Origin of the sequence: Acinetobacter sp. TWP2-2-3, assembly GCF_049896445.1 — a bacterium.
Classification (GTDB): Bacteria; Pseudomonadota; Gammaproteobacteria; order Pseudomonadales; family Moraxellaceae; genus Acinetobacter.
In genome coordinates this window covers 1-14,045 of the sequence record NZ_JAFCUI010000017.1, presented here as the reverse complement: position 1 = coordinate 14,045, position 14,045 = coordinate 1, and the positions used below count along the sequence as shown (strand labels likewise).

General features: G+C 37.5%; 16 protein-coding genes and 2 pseudogenes. 11 read left to right on the top strand and 7 right to left on the bottom strand.

Annotation, left to right across the window (positions count from 1 at the left end):
- Positions 1-28: 28 nt before the first annotated feature.
- Entirely contained in the window at positions 29-1,429 is a 1,401-nt protein-coding gene (locus ACP7AK_RS14615; RefSeq protein ID WP_034171651.1) for a heavy metal sensor histidine kinase, read from the bottom strand.
- Positions 1,422-2,102: a heavy metal response regulator transcription factor gene (locus ACP7AK_RS14610; protein ID WP_004663993.1), complete on the bottom strand. Its 681-nt coding sequence runs from the start codon at positions 2,100-2,102 to the stop codon at positions 1,422-1,424. The genes ACP7AK_RS14615 and ACP7AK_RS14610 overlap by 8 nt, the downstream gene beginning before the upstream one ends.
- A gap of 148 nt (positions 2,103-2,250) precedes the next feature.
- On the opposite strand from ACP7AK_RS14610, the gene ACP7AK_RS14605 reads away from it, so the two are divergent.
- The 4 genes and pseudogenes from ACP7AK_RS14605 to ACP7AK_RS14590 all read left to right on the top strand — a co-directional run.
- The gene (locus ACP7AK_RS14605) at positions 2,251-2,547 is read left to right on the top strand and encodes a hypothetical protein (protein WP_004760992.1); all 297 of its coding nucleotides are present in this window, start codon (positions 2,251-2,253) and stop codon (positions 2,545-2,547) included.
- 89 nt (positions 2,548-2,636) lie between these two features.
- On the top strand, positions 2,637-4,520 hold the full coding sequence (locus ACP7AK_RS14600) for a copper resistance system multicopper oxidase (protein WP_262463320.1): 1,884 nt from the start codon (positions 2,637-2,639) through the stop codon (positions 4,518-4,520).
- Entirely contained in the window at positions 4,507-5,427 is a 921-nt protein-coding gene (locus ACP7AK_RS14595; protein ID WP_005237511.1) for a copper resistance protein B, read from the top strand. The genes ACP7AK_RS14600 and ACP7AK_RS14595 overlap by 14 nt, the downstream gene beginning before the upstream one ends.
- Before the next feature lie 23 nt (positions 5,428-5,450).
- A pseudogene (locus ACP7AK_RS14590) lies at positions 5,451-5,648 on the top strand (hypothetical protein); the annotation flags it as partial.
- Between the two features lie 16 nt (positions 5,649-5,664).
- Here the strand turns inward: ACP7AK_RS14590 and ACP7AK_RS14585 are convergent.
- Positions 5,665-5,857: pseudogene (locus ACP7AK_RS14585) on the bottom strand (DDE-type integrase/transposase/recombinase); the annotation flags it as partial.
- A gap of 6 nt (positions 5,858-5,863) precedes the next feature.
- On the opposite strand from ACP7AK_RS14585, the gene ACP7AK_RS14580 reads away from it, so the two are divergent.
- Together ACP7AK_RS14580 and ACP7AK_RS14575 are read left to right on the top strand one after the other, a co-directional pair.
- A complete protein-coding gene (locus tag ACP7AK_RS14580; RefSeq protein ID WP_392390339.1) occupies positions 5,864-6,358 on the top strand; it encodes an NAD(P)H-dependent oxidoreductase in 495 nt (164 codons plus the stop codon).
- 243 nt (positions 6,359-6,601) lie between these two features.
- Positions 6,602-7,306 carry an IS6-like element IS1007 family transposase gene (locus ACP7AK_RS14575; RefSeq protein WP_104427072.1) on the top strand — a complete coding sequence of 235 codons (705 nt, stop codon included), beginning with the start codon at positions 6,602-6,604 and terminating at the stop codon, positions 7,304-7,306.
- A 134-nt stretch (positions 7,307-7,440) separates the two neighbouring features.
- On the opposite strand, the gene ACP7AK_RS14570 is transcribed toward ACP7AK_RS14575, so the two are convergent.
- A complete protein-coding gene (locus tag ACP7AK_RS14570) occupies positions 7,441-7,770 on the bottom strand; it encodes a four-helix bundle copper-binding protein (RefSeq protein WP_026055492.1) in 330 nt (109 codons plus the stop codon).
- Positions 7,771-7,986: 216 nt separating this feature from the next.
- Between ACP7AK_RS14570 and ACP7AK_RS14565 the strand changes: the two genes are divergently transcribed.
- The 3 genes from ACP7AK_RS14565 (at position 7,987) to ACP7AK_RS14555 (ending at position 10,020) form a co-directional block, all read left to right on the top strand.
- Entirely contained in the window at positions 7,987-8,691 is a 705-nt protein-coding gene (locus ACP7AK_RS14565) for an IS6-like element IS1008 family transposase (RefSeq protein WP_001067790.1), read from the top strand.
- Positions 8,661-9,113, top strand: coding sequence for a hypothetical protein (locus ACP7AK_RS14560; protein ID WP_227504451.1), 453 nt, complete (start codon positions 8,661-8,663; stop codon positions 9,111-9,113). Before ACP7AK_RS14565 ends, ACP7AK_RS14560 begins: the two co-directional genes overlap by 31 nt.
- A 184-nt stretch (positions 9,114-9,297) precedes the next feature.
- A complete protein-coding gene (locus tag ACP7AK_RS14555) occupies positions 9,298-10,020 on the top strand; it encodes a hypothetical protein (RefSeq protein WP_312160050.1) in 723 nt (240 codons plus the stop codon).
- Between the two features lie 490 nt (positions 10,021-10,510).
- Here ACP7AK_RS14555 and nadS read toward each other — a convergent pair whose 3' ends face one another.
- Entirely contained in the window at positions 10,511-10,783 is a 273-nt protein-coding gene (nadS, locus tag ACP7AK_RS14550; RefSeq protein WP_005268039.1) for a NadS family protein, read from the bottom strand.
- Entirely contained in the window at positions 10,776-11,096 is a 321-nt protein-coding gene (locus ACP7AK_RS14545; protein ID WP_000897309.1) for a type II toxin-antitoxin system RelE/ParE family toxin, read from the bottom strand. Before ACP7AK_RS14545 ends, nadS begins: the two co-directional genes overlap by 8 nt.
- Before the next feature lie 227 nt (positions 11,097-11,323).
- Between ACP7AK_RS14545 and ACP7AK_RS14540 the strand changes: the two genes are divergently transcribed.
- Both ACP7AK_RS14540 and ACP7AK_RS14535 read left to right on the top strand, forming a co-directional pair.
- Positions 11,324-11,977: a hypothetical protein gene (locus ACP7AK_RS14540; RefSeq protein WP_204470746.1), complete on the top strand. Its 654-nt coding sequence runs from the start codon at positions 11,324-11,326 to the stop codon at positions 11,975-11,977.
- 115 nt (positions 11,978-12,092) lie between these two features.
- Positions 12,093-13,427, top strand: coding sequence for an ISNCY family transposase (locus ACP7AK_RS14535; RefSeq protein WP_204470745.1), 1,335 nt, complete (start codon positions 12,093-12,095; stop codon positions 13,425-13,427).
- Between the two features lie 488 nt (positions 13,428-13,915).
- Here ACP7AK_RS14535 and ACP7AK_RS14530 read toward each other — a convergent pair.
- The coding region (locus ACP7AK_RS14530; RefSeq protein ID WP_425880168.1) for a helix-turn-helix domain-containing protein at positions 13,916-14,045 on the bottom strand (130 nt) is incomplete at its 5' end.

The window sequence follows — 14,045 nt, the reverse complement described above, 5'->3', positions numbered from 1 at the left end:
GGTAAATGGAAGATGTTCAAAAAATGAGTTAAAATGATTCCCCTTGCATGGATTCACTTTGAAAAACAATGGTAAAAATGATTCGACCATTGAGGGATTCAGCCTGGATGGTCGCCCCAAGCATATCAAGAATAGATTTTGTTATCGCGAGCCCTAAGCCGGTTCCTTCTTCTGTTCTTTGTCTAGATGCATCTGTTCGATAAAATCGATCAAATAACCTGGATAGTTGTTCAGGAGAGATTTCAGGGCCTTCATTTTCAATTGAAAATATTGTGTTATCTAAATTCTGTTGAAGTTTTATGCGTATTGTAGAATTCTTATTTCCATATTTAACTGCATTAGATAATAGATTGCTGAGTGCTCGACGTAACATAGCAGGATCACCTTTGACATTTCCAGATCCTGTTTGTTGAAGCGTCATATTTTTTTCGGCAGCTAGCGCATCATAGAAATCAAATAAGGCTGTAACTTCTTTAACCAGGTCAATATTCTGTAAGTTCTGTAATTTTAGGCCATGTTCTGCTTTTGCCAAGAAAAGCATATTGGATACCATTCGAGCCAAACGTTCTAATTCTTCTAAATTAGAAAATAGTATTTCTTGATAAGTACCAATATCTCGGTTACGGGCAAGACATACTTGAGTTTGAGTCATTAAGTTATTAATCGGTGTTCTAATTTCATGCGCTAAATCAGATGAAAAATCGGAAAGCCTTTCTAAAGCTGATTCTAGTCTGTCGAGCATATCATTGAAGGCAATTGCTAATGATTTTAGTTCTGTTGGTGTGTGCTCAACTTCTAAACGTTCTGAAAGATGTTGGGCAGAAATGCCTTCTGCGACCTTAGCCATTTTTTGCACGGGTCTTAAACCTCTCCAGGTTGCAAACCAGCCTAAAAACATTAAACAAATCGTACCGGCTAAACCAATGTAAAAAAGTTGACGCTTAAAATCATTTAAAAAATGTAGATGTTCAGATGTATCGATCCCCACAATAATGCGTACAGATTGTATCTCAGTATTTTTGTTTATATCCGTGTTGTAGATCATGCCACGATAAGTCTTATCCTGAATTTTCCATTTAATCCATGAATTATTTGCTGACTTGGTTAAGTGTTGAGTATTAATTGTTGAAGGTGCTGAACTAAATAAAACTTTACCTGTCGGTCGTTCTATTTGAACCATAAGATCATGGTGTCCAACTAAAGCGTCTCTCAAATAAAGATTAAGTTCTGGAGAGTTTTTAGGATTCTGTTGGATAAGATTCTGAATCAGCTGGATTTTACCTTCTAATTGGGTACGGTCTTGAGTCTCAAAATGATGCATTACTAATTTATTTATGAACAAACCCATAATAATTAGAATGAAAATAGTAGATAATGAGAAAATGATACCGATCCGGAAACTGATCGCTCTGAATAAATTATTATTCATCCTCTACCTCTAGTACATACCCCATTCCTCGAATATTCTGAATTAATTTGGGAGTAAAGTTACTGTCAACTTTACTTCTTAATCGTTTAATAGCGACTTCAACGACATTCGTATCACTATCAAAGTTCATATCCCAAATTTGAGATGCAATAAGTGCTCTTGGTAGAATTTCACCTCTTCTACGCATAAAAAGCTCCATAAGCGCGAATTCTTTAGCCGTTAAATCAATGCGTTGACCTGCTCGTGTTACCCGACGTTTTCTCAAATCAAGTTCTAAATCAGCAATCTTAATAATATTATTATCTTCTCTTTGTTGCCCTCGTCTAAGGAGCGTTTTTATTCGAGCTAGAAGCTCTGCAAAAGCAAAAGGCTTAACTAAATAATCATCAGCGCCTAGCTCTAATCCTTTTACTCGATCTTCGATTTGATCTCGGGCGGTAAGAAAAAGAATGGGCATTGTTTTACCGCTGCTACGAATATCATTGATAATATTCCAACCATTTAGTCCAGGTAACATCACGTCTAAAATAATTAAGTCATACTCTTCAGAAAGAGCTTGATGTTTACCCGTTAACCCATCTGTAACCCAGTCCGTAATATAGCCAGCTTCGGATAAACCTTGCTTGAGATAATCACCAGTTTTTTGTTCATCTTCAACTAATAGTATTCTCATTTCCGAATCCTAAGTCATTCATTAAAACTATAATAACGTTATAAAACATCTGATCGAGATAGATTACAAAAATGTCATTTTCAAGTCACTTAGATGTTCAGTGCTTCACTTTATTGTAGTAGCAAGAAATTAACTTTTAGAGAAACTTATGAAAACTGTAGTGCGTCGTAGTCTAACAATTTTAATGTGTGCTGGAACTTTAATTGCTGGTACTCAATCTTGGGCAAAAGATGTATCAACCTCAAGTGCCACTAAAACGGTAAAAGCACAGAAACCTTGTACAAAACCTTGTAAAATGGAAAAAGATGACAAGACTCAGCAAGATCATAGTCAACATCAGTCTCCTAACTCATCTGACATGTCAAAAATGGATCATTCTATGATGAATATGGACCATTCTAAAATGGATCATTCAAAGATGAATATGCCTGGTAGCAATAAATAATTTTATAAATAGCGAGAAAGAAGTATTAAAGTTTATACTAAATATTTGCTTTATTACTTCAATCTTGACCTTTCTAAAGGTGAGATAGAATGTCAAAAAAGTTAAGTCATGTACTCTTAATTGGAGTTGGTTTATTTTCATCAACTTGGGTAATGGCGGCAGTTAAAGAATATGATTTAACAATCGCTGAACAAACTGTAAATATCACAGGAAAACCGCTAAAGAGAATTACCGTTAATGGTAAATTCGTTGCACCACTTCTTGAATTTGAAGAAGGTGATGAGGCCGTTATCCGTGTTCACAATAAGTTAAAAAATCAGGACTCTTCAATCCATTGGCATGGCTTATTATTACCTGGAATTATGGATGGTGTACCTGGATTTAACAAATTTAATGGCATTGCCCCTAATAAAACTTATGAATATAAGTTTAAAGTCCGCCAAAATGGTACTTATTGGTATCATTCACATAGTAAAGGACAAGAACAAGACGGTTTATATGGTGCTTTTGTTATTTATCCTAAAGATAAAACTCCACTAACAGCTGCTGAAAAAACCGATAAAGATTACGTTGTTTTGCTTTCTGATTTTCATAATTCAACAAGTGATCAAATTATGAAAAATCTTAAAAAAGAAGCAGATTACTATCAGAACCGTCGCGAAACAGTATTCGATGTATTAAAACAAGTTAAACGTGATGGATTAAAGGCAACTTGGCAAGACCGCTCTATGTGGAATCAGATGCGGATGTTGAAAACAGATATGTCCGATGTGACTGGTTATACATTTTTAATGAATGGCAAAACACCTCAGCAAAACTGGACCGGTAACTTCAAAGCTGGTGAAAAAGTTCGCCTTCGTTTTATTAATGCTTCCGCTATGTCATTCTTTGATGTACGCATTCCAAACCTAAAAATGACTGTAGTCAGTGCTGATGGTCAACCTGTAAAGCCCGTTCCTGTAGATGAGTTCCGTATTGGTACTGCTGAAACCTATGATGTCATTGTGGAACCAAAACAAGCACATTACCAAATTGAAGCTGAATCTATTGATCGTACCGGTTTTTCAGTGGGAACATTACATGAAGAAAGCAGCCCAGCAGTCAAACAAATTGAGATGCCTAAATCTCGCCCTCGTGCTTTATTAACTATGGAAGATATGGGGATGAGCCATGACATGTCATCTATGAAAGATATGAATCACGATATGTCTTCTATGAAAGGTATGGATCATGATATGTCTTCTATGAAAGGCATGAATCACGATATGTCTTCTATGAAAGGTATGGATCATGATATGTCTTCAATGAAAGATATGAATCATGATATGTCTTCTATGAAAGGTATGGATCATGATATGTCTTCTATGAAAGGTATGGATCATGATATGCCGATGAATAGCGCTACTGTTAAGGCGGCTTCAGACAAGAATGATAATACCGTATTTGGATGGGCAAATGCTTCAACACCTGAAGGTAATAAAGCATTGCAATATAGTGATTTGCAATCGTTAGATCCTCAAAAAGACACTCGTGCAGCTGAACGTGAAATAGAGATCCGTCTTGGTGGAAACATGGAGCGTTATATTTGGACAATAAATGGTAAAAAATTTAATGAAGCCGACCCACTAGTGGTGAAGTATGGTGAACGTATTCGCTTAAAATTTGTCAATGACAGTATGATGGCTCACCCAATGCACTTACATGGCATGTTTATGCAGCTTGAGAATGGTCAGGATCCAAGCAATATGCCAAACAAACATACGGTAATTGTTCCACCTGGGAAAACGATAACCACTCTACTCACAGCTGATGAGTTAGGTGAGTGGGCTATTCATTGTCACCTGCTTTACCATATGAGTGCAGGAATGATGAATAAACTCATTGTAGCTCAAGTGGAAGATGGTAATTCTACAAAGACTGTTCCTCAGTCCCAAGTAAATGAGAAGGGAGTAAATCCACATGCACATCACTAATAATTTGTTTTCAAAAACAACTTTGATGATTGCGCTATTTGGATTATCAAATCTAACGTTCGCTAAAAATGAAACTCCTGTACAAGACAGTAATATTACAAAAAATATGAAAATTCTTTTACAGGAATCTGGAGGATTAAAGTATTCCCTTCAAGAGCGTTATCCAGAATATTATTCAATGGAAAATGCGAATATGGGGGATAAGAGTGTCCAGATTGCGCTTGAGAACTCTAACTCACCTCATGACAATCATCTTAAAGAACATGGTGGACAAATTTATCAAACGACAAAATTTGAAAATGAATGGATGGTTGATGAAGACGGTAAGGGCAACCTAGGAACAAAGTTTGAAACTTTAATTGGAACAGATGAAAATCGTCTATTTATTGAAGCCAATTCGGAAAAGTCAGAAAGTAATGATCCAAAATATGCTGTATCAGCACTTTATAGCCGTAACGTAGCCCCATTTTGGGATGTACAAGCTGGGGTAAGATATAGTGAAGATAAAAATAACAGCAGCAGCGATCGAGTGGATGGGGTTATTGGTATATTAGGTCTAGCTCCTTATTTCTTTGAAACACAAGCATATCTTTATGGCGGTGAGAATAATTTTTGGGGAGCAAGTTTTGAATTAGAACGTGATTTGCTTTTAACTCAGAAACTTATTACTCAACCTTATATCGAAGCAGATGTAATATTTAGCGATGATTCTAACTATGCTGCAAAATCAGGTTTATCAGAACTTAAAACTGGTATCAAAACCCGATATGAGATTACTAAGCGAATTAAACCTTTCATTGATGTTGCTTACCAATATGAAAAAGGACAGAAAGCCACTTCTATGCAAGAGGCAACAGAGTCTGAAAAGGGATGGAAATATGGTGCAGGTATCGAATTAGTTTTTTAAAATAATATGACTTGGAATCATGAATGGTAGCTTCGGCTACTATTCATGAATTATTACTATTTATTTTCGAATCTGTAAAACTAAAAAAGCTTAATTTTTGGTCTATTTTTATGCAGTGGTTAAAAACATGCTTATCGCTGTTTTTATCGTTTGCTATTCTTTTAGTAGGATCGGCTGCTACTACTTCGTCTGTACATCATCGGTGTTTAATGCCATCTGAATAGATGCATGTGGCATAGCCGTCTTCATCGATTTGAATCCTAAAGTGGCCCTAATGATCCGCTTTAGCTTGCCATGATTACATTCGATCACGTTATTTTTATACTTAACCTGCCTGTGCTCAAGATCTGGTGGACATTTTCTTTCCCATTTTAACCGTGACAAAGCACCTCCATATGTGTGCTTTATCTGTATCTATCACTTGTGGGGCCTTCCTTTGCCAGAAGATGCGGATACTGAGCATCCAAAAGTAAAAGAACTGCATGAGCTTCTTGCATGGTCTGAAGGTATGGTCTGGTGTTCACCTGAACGTCATGGTTCTATGAGTTCCATTTTTAAATCACAAATAGACTGGATTCCACTTGCAGGAGGAGCAATCCGTGCTACCCAAGTTAAAACCCTTGCCTTGATGCAAGTCAGTGGTGGATCACAGTCATTTAACAGCCTGAACCAGATGCGTATTTTGGGGCGGTGGATGCGGATGATCACCATTCCAAATCAGTCTTCAATTCCGAAAGCTTTCTTGGAATTTGAAGAAGATGGACGAATGAAGCCTTCAGCTTTCTATGACCGGATTGTGGATGTCATGGAAGAGTTATTTAAGTTCACTCTACTGACTCGTGGTCAAAGCAAATACCTGACTGATCGTTATTCTGAACGCAAGGAATCGGCTGAAGAGTTGTCCAAGCGTGTAAATCAGCGCAGTTTATAAATGCTGGATGGTATTAAATACTGCGCCTCATTGCCAGGTCAGTAACACTTTTATGCTGTACCGATGAAGTGCTGTTAAAGGTACAATGAATATTGTAAAAACCCACTCTTCATGATTGGGTTTTTACATTAAAGAAGTCAGAGATAAATAAGGAAAAGGTGAAGGCTTTGAACCAGAAACGGCACTGTTGCAAATAGGCTGACATGATAAGCTAAATATCTTATTTATTTCGAGATACAGCAGATGAATCCCTTCCACGGTCGGCACTTTCAAGGTGAAATCATTCTTTGGGCTGTTCGTTGGTATTGTAAATATGGCATCAGCTATCGTGAACTTCAGGAAATGCTCGCTGAACGTGGAGTGAATGTTGATCACACCACAATTTATCGCTGGGTTCAGCGTTATGCTCCAGAAATGGAAAAACGTTTACGTTGGTATTGGCGTAATCCTACAGATCGACATTTATGGCATCTGGATGAAACTTACGTAAAAGTGAATGGCAAATGGGCATATCTATACTGTGCAGTTGACCAACGTGGCCATACTCTTGATTTCTATCTTTCTGCTAGACGAAATACCCATTCAGCTTATTGTTTTCTTGGTAAAATTTTGAATCATGTCAAAAAATGGCAGATTCCACGAGTCATAAACACTGATAAGGCTCATACCTATGGCCGTGCTTTGTCGCGACTAAAACAGGAAGGAAAGTGTCCTGAAGACTTGGACCATCGACAGATTAAATACAAGAATAACGTGATTGAATGTGATCATGGCAAGCTCAAACGGATCATCAAGGCTACGTTGGGATTCAAGTCTATGAAAACGGCTTATGCCACAATTAAAGGAATTGAGGTTATGCGTGCTCTACGCAAAGGACAAGCTTCATTATTTTATAACGGTAATATTCTAGGAGAAGTTTGGCTAGTAAATAGAGTTTTCGGTCTCTAAGCTTTTTTGAAGGGAAAATCATCGACTCAGATCCCTATTTGCAACAGTGCCGTTGTTAGTGGTTTGACCCACTAACAACTAACACGTTGGCTATTCATTGAGTAAATCCTAAACTCAACTAATTCTTTTATTTATCAGACAACCATTTTTCGACATTCGACGGCACATTCACGGCAAGCATCAGCACATTGCTGGCAGTGTTGATGCTCATGTTGGCTACATTCATCTGCACAGTATTCACAAGCCTTGGCACAAAGCTCACAAATTTCTTTCATAAAAGGAGATTCATTTTGCTGCATACGAGCACAGAGCTGACAAATATCTGCACAATCTAGACAACGCTGAATACATTCTCGCATCATCTCCAGATTTTCTTCTTTTAGACAGGCATTTGCACAACTGGCACAGGTAAGGTAACAGCTCATACATGCCTTTGCGCAATCTGAAAATTGGATATCGTTCATCATACTTACCTAAAGTCACTTGATTTAGGAATAAGCTAATCAAAAAAAAAGATATACACTAGGACGATTAGGTAAGGGAAAGTAAAATAGTCATAGATTTTGTTAAATGGTTTTAGATGCTGGCTTTGAGTGATTTAGCTGCTCATGTATTCAGGCACTGTTGCAAATAGGCTGACATGATAAGCTAAATATCTTATTTATTTCGAGATACAGCAGATGAATCCCTTCCATGGTCGGCACTTTCAAGGTGAAATCATTCTTTGGGCTGTTCGTTGGTATTGTAAATATGGCATCAGCTATCGTGAACTTCAAGAAATGCTCGCTGAACGGGGTGTGAATGTTGACCACACCACAATTTATCGTTGGGTTCAGCGTTATGCTCCAGAAATGGAAAAACGCTTACGCTGGTATTGGCGTAATCCTACAGATTTACATTCATGGCATATGGATGAGACTTATATCAAAGTGAAGGGGCGATGGACTTACCTGTATCGTGCAGTTGATCAACGTGGTCATACGATTGACTTTTACCTTTCCGCTAGACGGAACAGTAAATCAGCCTATTGTTTTTTAGGAAAAATCTTCAATACGGTGAAAAAATGGCAAATTCCACGGGTCATCAATACAGATAAAGCAGCGACCTATGGCCATGCTTTATCACGGTTAAAGCGAGAAGGAAAATGTCCAGTAGATATTGAGCACAGGCAGATTAAGTATAAAAATAATGTCATTGAATGTGATCATGGTAAGTTAAAGCGGATCATCAGGGCCACATTAGGATTCAAATCTATGAAGACGGCTTATGCCACAATCAAAGGTATTGAAGTCATGCGTGCACTACGTAAAGGACAAGCATCGTCATTTTATTATGGTCAGCCTCAAGGTGAAGTGTGTCTAATCAACAGGGTTTTCGGTCTCTAAGCACTTTTAAAAAGGAACTTCATCGACTCAAATCTCTATTTGCAACAGTGCCGAAATTAGACACATATAAGACATTTTTACAAAGGAAAGAATTTTTTAAGAAAAATTCAAAATTTGAAAAATATGGTCTGACTTGTTACCCAAAAAAAGTGGCTGATAATTTCTATGGTTGTTATGGGAAATCCAAAGAACAGGATGTTGCTGGTGTTTTATTGGATGTAGTTGCTTTAGAAAATACGGTAGATAATCGATTTGTTCAAATTAGAGGAGAGAGTTATGAGCCCAATAAATATGGCGGTATATGGGTTCAGTGGGAAACGAATTTAAATAATTGGGACAAATGGCAAGAGATAGATAGTGCAATTTGGCGCTTATTAGGTACATGGAACTCTGCTCCATCACCTCAAAAACTAACTAAATAGTTCCCCATTTAACATAATGGCTGTTATACGCAATAAAAAAACCTGGGCACCAACCCAGGTCTAAAATTTAAAAAACAGATAAATATCAGTGCAATAAACTCATTTTTCTAATTTCGCATAACGCGTATTATGTTAATTTTAGGAAAGCTCACTAATCATCAAATTAAAAATATAAGAGAGACTTATGGACTCATATCTTAATTCAGGGGCTGGTTTTCCTGCTGGAACACGTATAAATACAGACAAAGGTTTAATCGCCATTCAGAACATTAAAGTCGGAGATTTAGTACTGTCAAAGCCAAAAAATGGTGACGGAGAGTTATGCTATAAACCTGTTATAAGAATATCTACTTGTGAGAATAGTGAGATTTGGGAGCTAACCTATTTCCAAATTAAAGCAAATACAGATTTATCAAAATTAAATAAAAGCAAATTATTGCAACTTTCTCGCAAAGGAAAAATGGTCAGTCATATGCTGAGGTCTAATCAGACATTCTGGGTTAAGAATATTGGATGGACGCGCTTGGATGAGTTGAAGAACGGTCAAGCTATAGAAACATCTGATCAAGAAATCATTGGTCTTGTTTTTATGGTGAATCCATTACGAAAAACAAGTATGGAAAATGTGGCTGGAAGTTACCATCCTAGCAATATATTTAATGCGGATAAAAAAGGTTTTGATATTGATAATGTTGAATATTTTACTTTTATCAAATATGGCTTAGAAGGACCTATCGAATGTATAGGTGATGATAATGTACCTAGTCCAATATGTGTTAATGGTGAAAGTGTTCACGTTCTCTCAGAGACATTCCGATTAAAAACTTACAGCTTTGACGTTGAGGATGATTATACTTGCTTTATTACGAAGCTAGGATTGTGGGTTAATAATACTGCCTATAAATAATATAAGAAATAAATTACTAATTTTCTTATTTAACATAATGGCGGTTATACAAAGTACACTTGTATATTAATTTAAATATCAATAACTTAAAAATTCAGTAATGACCAAGAAACCAGTAGAAATCTGCTTTTGTAATAAGTTGGTGAGTTTTTAAGCGGATCTGTAACATTTTGCCAGGAAAATTGATCAAAAAATAATCAATTTAGCAGACAATGTCCATTTCATGCGGATCTAGGTTGCGAAACTATCCCCAATTGCTGTGGATAAAATTTAGGCTATTTTGTACGCCTAGGCTTACGTAAATTCCGGTTCTTTACGGCTGTCCAGGATAGGTGAATTTTCCTATGATGAACTCATCGGGAACAGGAAGTTCCATACAAGAATAACAATAGATAAGCACAAGGACTGTAAGGTACGACAGGAGTTATACCGAGCGAACCCATACGAAAAACCCCGGCAGGATGCCGGGGTTTTTTATTATCTAAAATTTTTAAATTAGAGTTGGATGAGCATCCAGAATACGAATTAGAGTCGCTGCAGGACCAGTCGGATAGCGACGGCCTTGTTCCCAGTTTTGTAGCGTTCTCGCGCTGATATGCAAACGTGCAGCGAATTCTGCCTGGGTTAATCCAGTTTTCTCACGTACTTCTTTAATATCCGGCAATTCGACCTCTGTGACTCGACTTGCCTTTATCTCATTACGTTTGATGGCTCCGGCTTCTTTGATTGAAGCAACCAGGTCATCAAATAAGTTGTTATCCATGAAATTGCTCCTTCACTAATTGACGCAGGATCGATGTTTCTTTGTCTGTCAGATTATCTTTCACAGACTTTGGATAAGCCACTAGGAAAAAGATCTGATCATCCTCTGTGACCCAATAATAGATCACCCGGATACCGCCACTTTTACCTTTATTGCCCTGAGCACAACGTACTTTACGAATCCCACCACCATTCTTAATTAAGTCGCCCTTATCAGGCTGTACCAAAAGATCTTGCTGGAGCTGACGGTACTCTTCATCACTAACAAGCTCTTTGATTTGCTTGGTAAAAATACTGGTTTCAATGAATAACATAGATTAAAGTACGTCAATGGCGTATAAGAATTTTAGCAGTTTTAGAACAAAAAAACGAGAGATTACAGCTCTCTGTTAGAACCCATTCAAAATGTCTATATTCTCACCAATAAAAATGTCCACTTTTAGAATATGCGCTTTTGCGATTTTCTTATCGGACGGTTTAATATGTTGGTGTCTATATCGGATAAACTAATATTCTTTGCATTACGTCTACTGATAAAAATATGTATAACGTTCATCCAAGTGAAAAACTAATTCACGCTTTCCGCCAAAAACCTTATCAGGGATGTTGTCCTACTCAAGCAGAGTTTTTATTTATTGGCTTAGATGCCAATTACGCTCCCAATATTGAAGAACAAAAAATATTTTCTAAAATCATTGAATATCATGAGGATGCTATTTCATTTTGGCAGAAATACAATGTACATCATCCTTTTTTATTAGATGGATATAAAGGAGATGGGCGAAAATATCATAAAGAATTTTCAAAAATTAGACTTTCTTGCAAAGATGCTTCTCGTATTTCATTTATCGAGCTTCTTCATCTTCCCACAACTGGTAGAAATGATTTGAAAAGCTCTGATCTTGATAAAAATCATCTACAATACATTCATAAAGCCATTTTTTCAGAACACACTAAAGCTGTATTTATCTCTGATGCTGTTTTTAAATTAATGAAAAAAACATCTATATTTTCATGGATGAATGATGCTAAACAAATAGAAGGACATACTCTTAAAGTTTTTCATGAAAAAAAACCTTTAATCTATAAGCATTTACATTTTTCAACTTATGGAAAGTTTCAAGCTCAAAAAGAGGAAGAGATAAAAGCAATTCATAATATTATTCTAAAATCAAACATCTGTGATTTAACATAAAATCTCATATACGAAATTCGGTTGTTAGAAACCATTTAAAGTGTCTGTATTCTCACCAATAAAAATGTCTGGTCTATGATGCGCATCAACATCATGGACTGGATATGAACTTGAGATGCTGATCACTATGTCTGACAAGGAAATACAACGTCTTGCTGTTCTGCAAGACGTTCGAGATCAACGTATTACACAAGTCCGTGCTGCAGAAATTCTGAATCTTTCAACCCGTCAAATTACCCGGTTATTGCACAAGCTCAATCAAGACGGTGTTTCAAGTCTGGCACATTCCAGTCGTGGTCAACCGGGTCATCGTCGCCATGATGACTTGTTAAAATCAAAGTGCCTTTCCATTATTTCTGAACATCTGCTGGGCTTTGGGCCCACCTTGGTGCATGAGAAGCTCAGCAGCATGTTTGCCCTAGATATCCCGGTAGAAACGCTTCGGCGCTGGATGACGGCCAATGGCCTCTGGATTCCTCGATCCAAGCGCCTGAAGCGTCCATATCAGCCACGTTATAACCGTGATTGCTTCGGTGAGCTGATCCAGATTGATGGCTCATATCATGACTGGTTTGAAGGCCGTTCCGCCAAATGCTGCTTATTAGTTTATATCGATGATGCTACCGGAAAGCTCTTGCATCTGCGCTTTTGTGAGGCGGAAACGACCTTTGACTATATGATTTCTACCCGAGCCTACATTGAACAATACGGTAAGCCTCTGGCCTTTTACAGCGACAAACATTCGGTATTTAGAGTCAACCAGAAATCCAGCCAGGACAGCCAGATCACGCAATTTGGGCGGATTCTGAATGAGTTAAACATTGATATTATCTTTGCTAACTCATCCCAGGCTAAGGGTCGTGTGGAACGTGCCAATAGAACCCTTCAGGACCGTCTGATCAAAGAGATGCGCCTGGAGGGTATTAATTCGATTGCCGAAGCAAATGCATGGCTGCCCTGCTTTATTGAGCAGTTCAATCGGAAGTTTGCCAAGTGCGCGAGAAATTCCAAAAACTTACATCGCCCTTTAACAGAGTCTGATGCTGAACTGGATGATATTTTTACCTGGCAGGAACCGCGTAAGGTCACCAAGAATCTGACCATTACCTATGACAAGTGTATTTATATGCTTGAACCAACTGAATTGAACCAGAAATTAGTTGGACAATACATTTCATTTCTAGAGTATCCGGATGGTACTGTGGCTATCATGCATGAGGGACGGAAGATTAACTACAGCATTTTCAATAAACTGACTGGACTGCAGCAGAATGAAGTGGTTGAGAATAAAAGATTAGGTTCAGTCCTGGCACATATCCAGCAACAGCATGAAGCATTGGAAAAACAGAATAAACGTTCCCGTGCCAAGAAAAGTATGCCGAGTCGTAAAGCTCAGAAAGCAATTATTGAACAAAGAAATTTAAATCCTGTGCTTGACTCTTGTAGTTAAAAACAGGACATTTTAAATGGTTTATCGCATAGACATTTTAATTGGTGAATAACATAAAAATAAATAGTGTTAAATTTCAAAAAGTTATGATATAAAAAATCGAGGACGCAAACCCGAAAAGCCGGCTTGGAAACAAGTCGGCTTTTTTATGATCTTTTTTGATAGTTATTGCCAATAAAGTTGTTTAAAAAGTAGCCAATTTCAAGATTTTTGCAATGTTCTCAAGACCCCAGGATCTGAAATCATCCACATTTCCTGTGGATAAAATTTAGGCTATTTTGTGCGTATATGCTCACACCAATCTCGGCCCTTTGCTGCTATCCGGAATACTGAAACTTTCCTATGATGAACTCATCAGGAACAGGAAGTTCCATAACATAAAACAAAAATTATAAGTTATTGCACAAGGACCAGAGGGTAACAACGGTACGCGAAAAGATAATAAAAAACCCCGACAGGATGTTGGGGTTTTTTATTATCTCAATTTTCTAAATTAGACTTGGATGAGCATCCAGAATACGAATTAGAGTCGCTGCAGGACCAGTCGGATAGCGACGGCCTTGTTCCCAGTTTTGTAGCGTTCTCGCGCTGATATGCAAACGTGCAGCGAATTCTGCC

Coding starts and splice junctions, on each gene's coding strand:
- ACP7AK_RS14555 (WP_312160050.1), top strand. CDS start 9,298: ATGGACTCATATCTTAATTCAGGGGCTGGTTTTCCTGCTGGAACACGT.
- ACP7AK_RS14545 (WP_000897309.1), bottom strand. CDS start 11,096: ATGTTATTCATTGAAACCAGTATTTTTACCAAGCAAATCAAAGAGCTT.
- ACP7AK_RS14535 (WP_204470745.1), top strand. CDS start 12,093: ATGCTGATCACTATGTCTGACAAGGAAATACAACGTCTTGCTGTTCTG.
- ACP7AK_RS14605 (WP_004760992.1), top strand. CDS start 2,251: ATGAAAACTGTAGTGCGTCGTAGTCTAACAATTTTAATGTGTGCTGGA.
- ACP7AK_RS14595 (WP_005237511.1), top strand. CDS start 4,507: ATGCACATCACTAATAATTTGTTTTCAAAAACAACTTTGATGATTGCG.
- ACP7AK_RS14575 (WP_104427072.1), top strand. CDS start 6,602: ATGAATCCCTTCCACGGTCGGCACTTTCAAGGTGAAATCATTCTTTGG.
- ACP7AK_RS14600 (WP_262463320.1), top strand. CDS start 2,637: ATGTCAAAAAAGTTAAGTCATGTACTCTTAATTGGAGTTGGTTTATTT.
- ACP7AK_RS14565 (WP_001067790.1), top strand. CDS start 7,987: ATGAATCCCTTCCATGGTCGGCACTTTCAAGGTGAAATCATTCTTTGG.
- ACP7AK_RS14540 (WP_204470746.1), top strand. CDS start 11,324: ATGTATAACGTTCATCCAAGTGAAAAACTAATTCACGCTTTCCGCCAA.
- ACP7AK_RS14570 (WP_026055492.1), bottom strand. CDS start 7,770: ATGAACGATATCCAATTTTCAGATTGCGCAAAGGCATGTATGAGCTGT.
- nadS (WP_005268039.1), bottom strand. CDS start 10,783: ATGGATAACAACTTATTTGATGACCTGGTTGCTTCAATCAAAGAAGCC.
- ACP7AK_RS14610 (WP_004663993.1), bottom strand. CDS start 2,102: ATGAGAATACTATTAGTTGAAGATGAACAAAAAACTGGTGATTATCTC.
- ACP7AK_RS14615 (WP_034171651.1), bottom strand. CDS start 1,429: ATGAATAATAATTTATTCAGAGCGATCAGTTTCCGGATCGGTATCATT.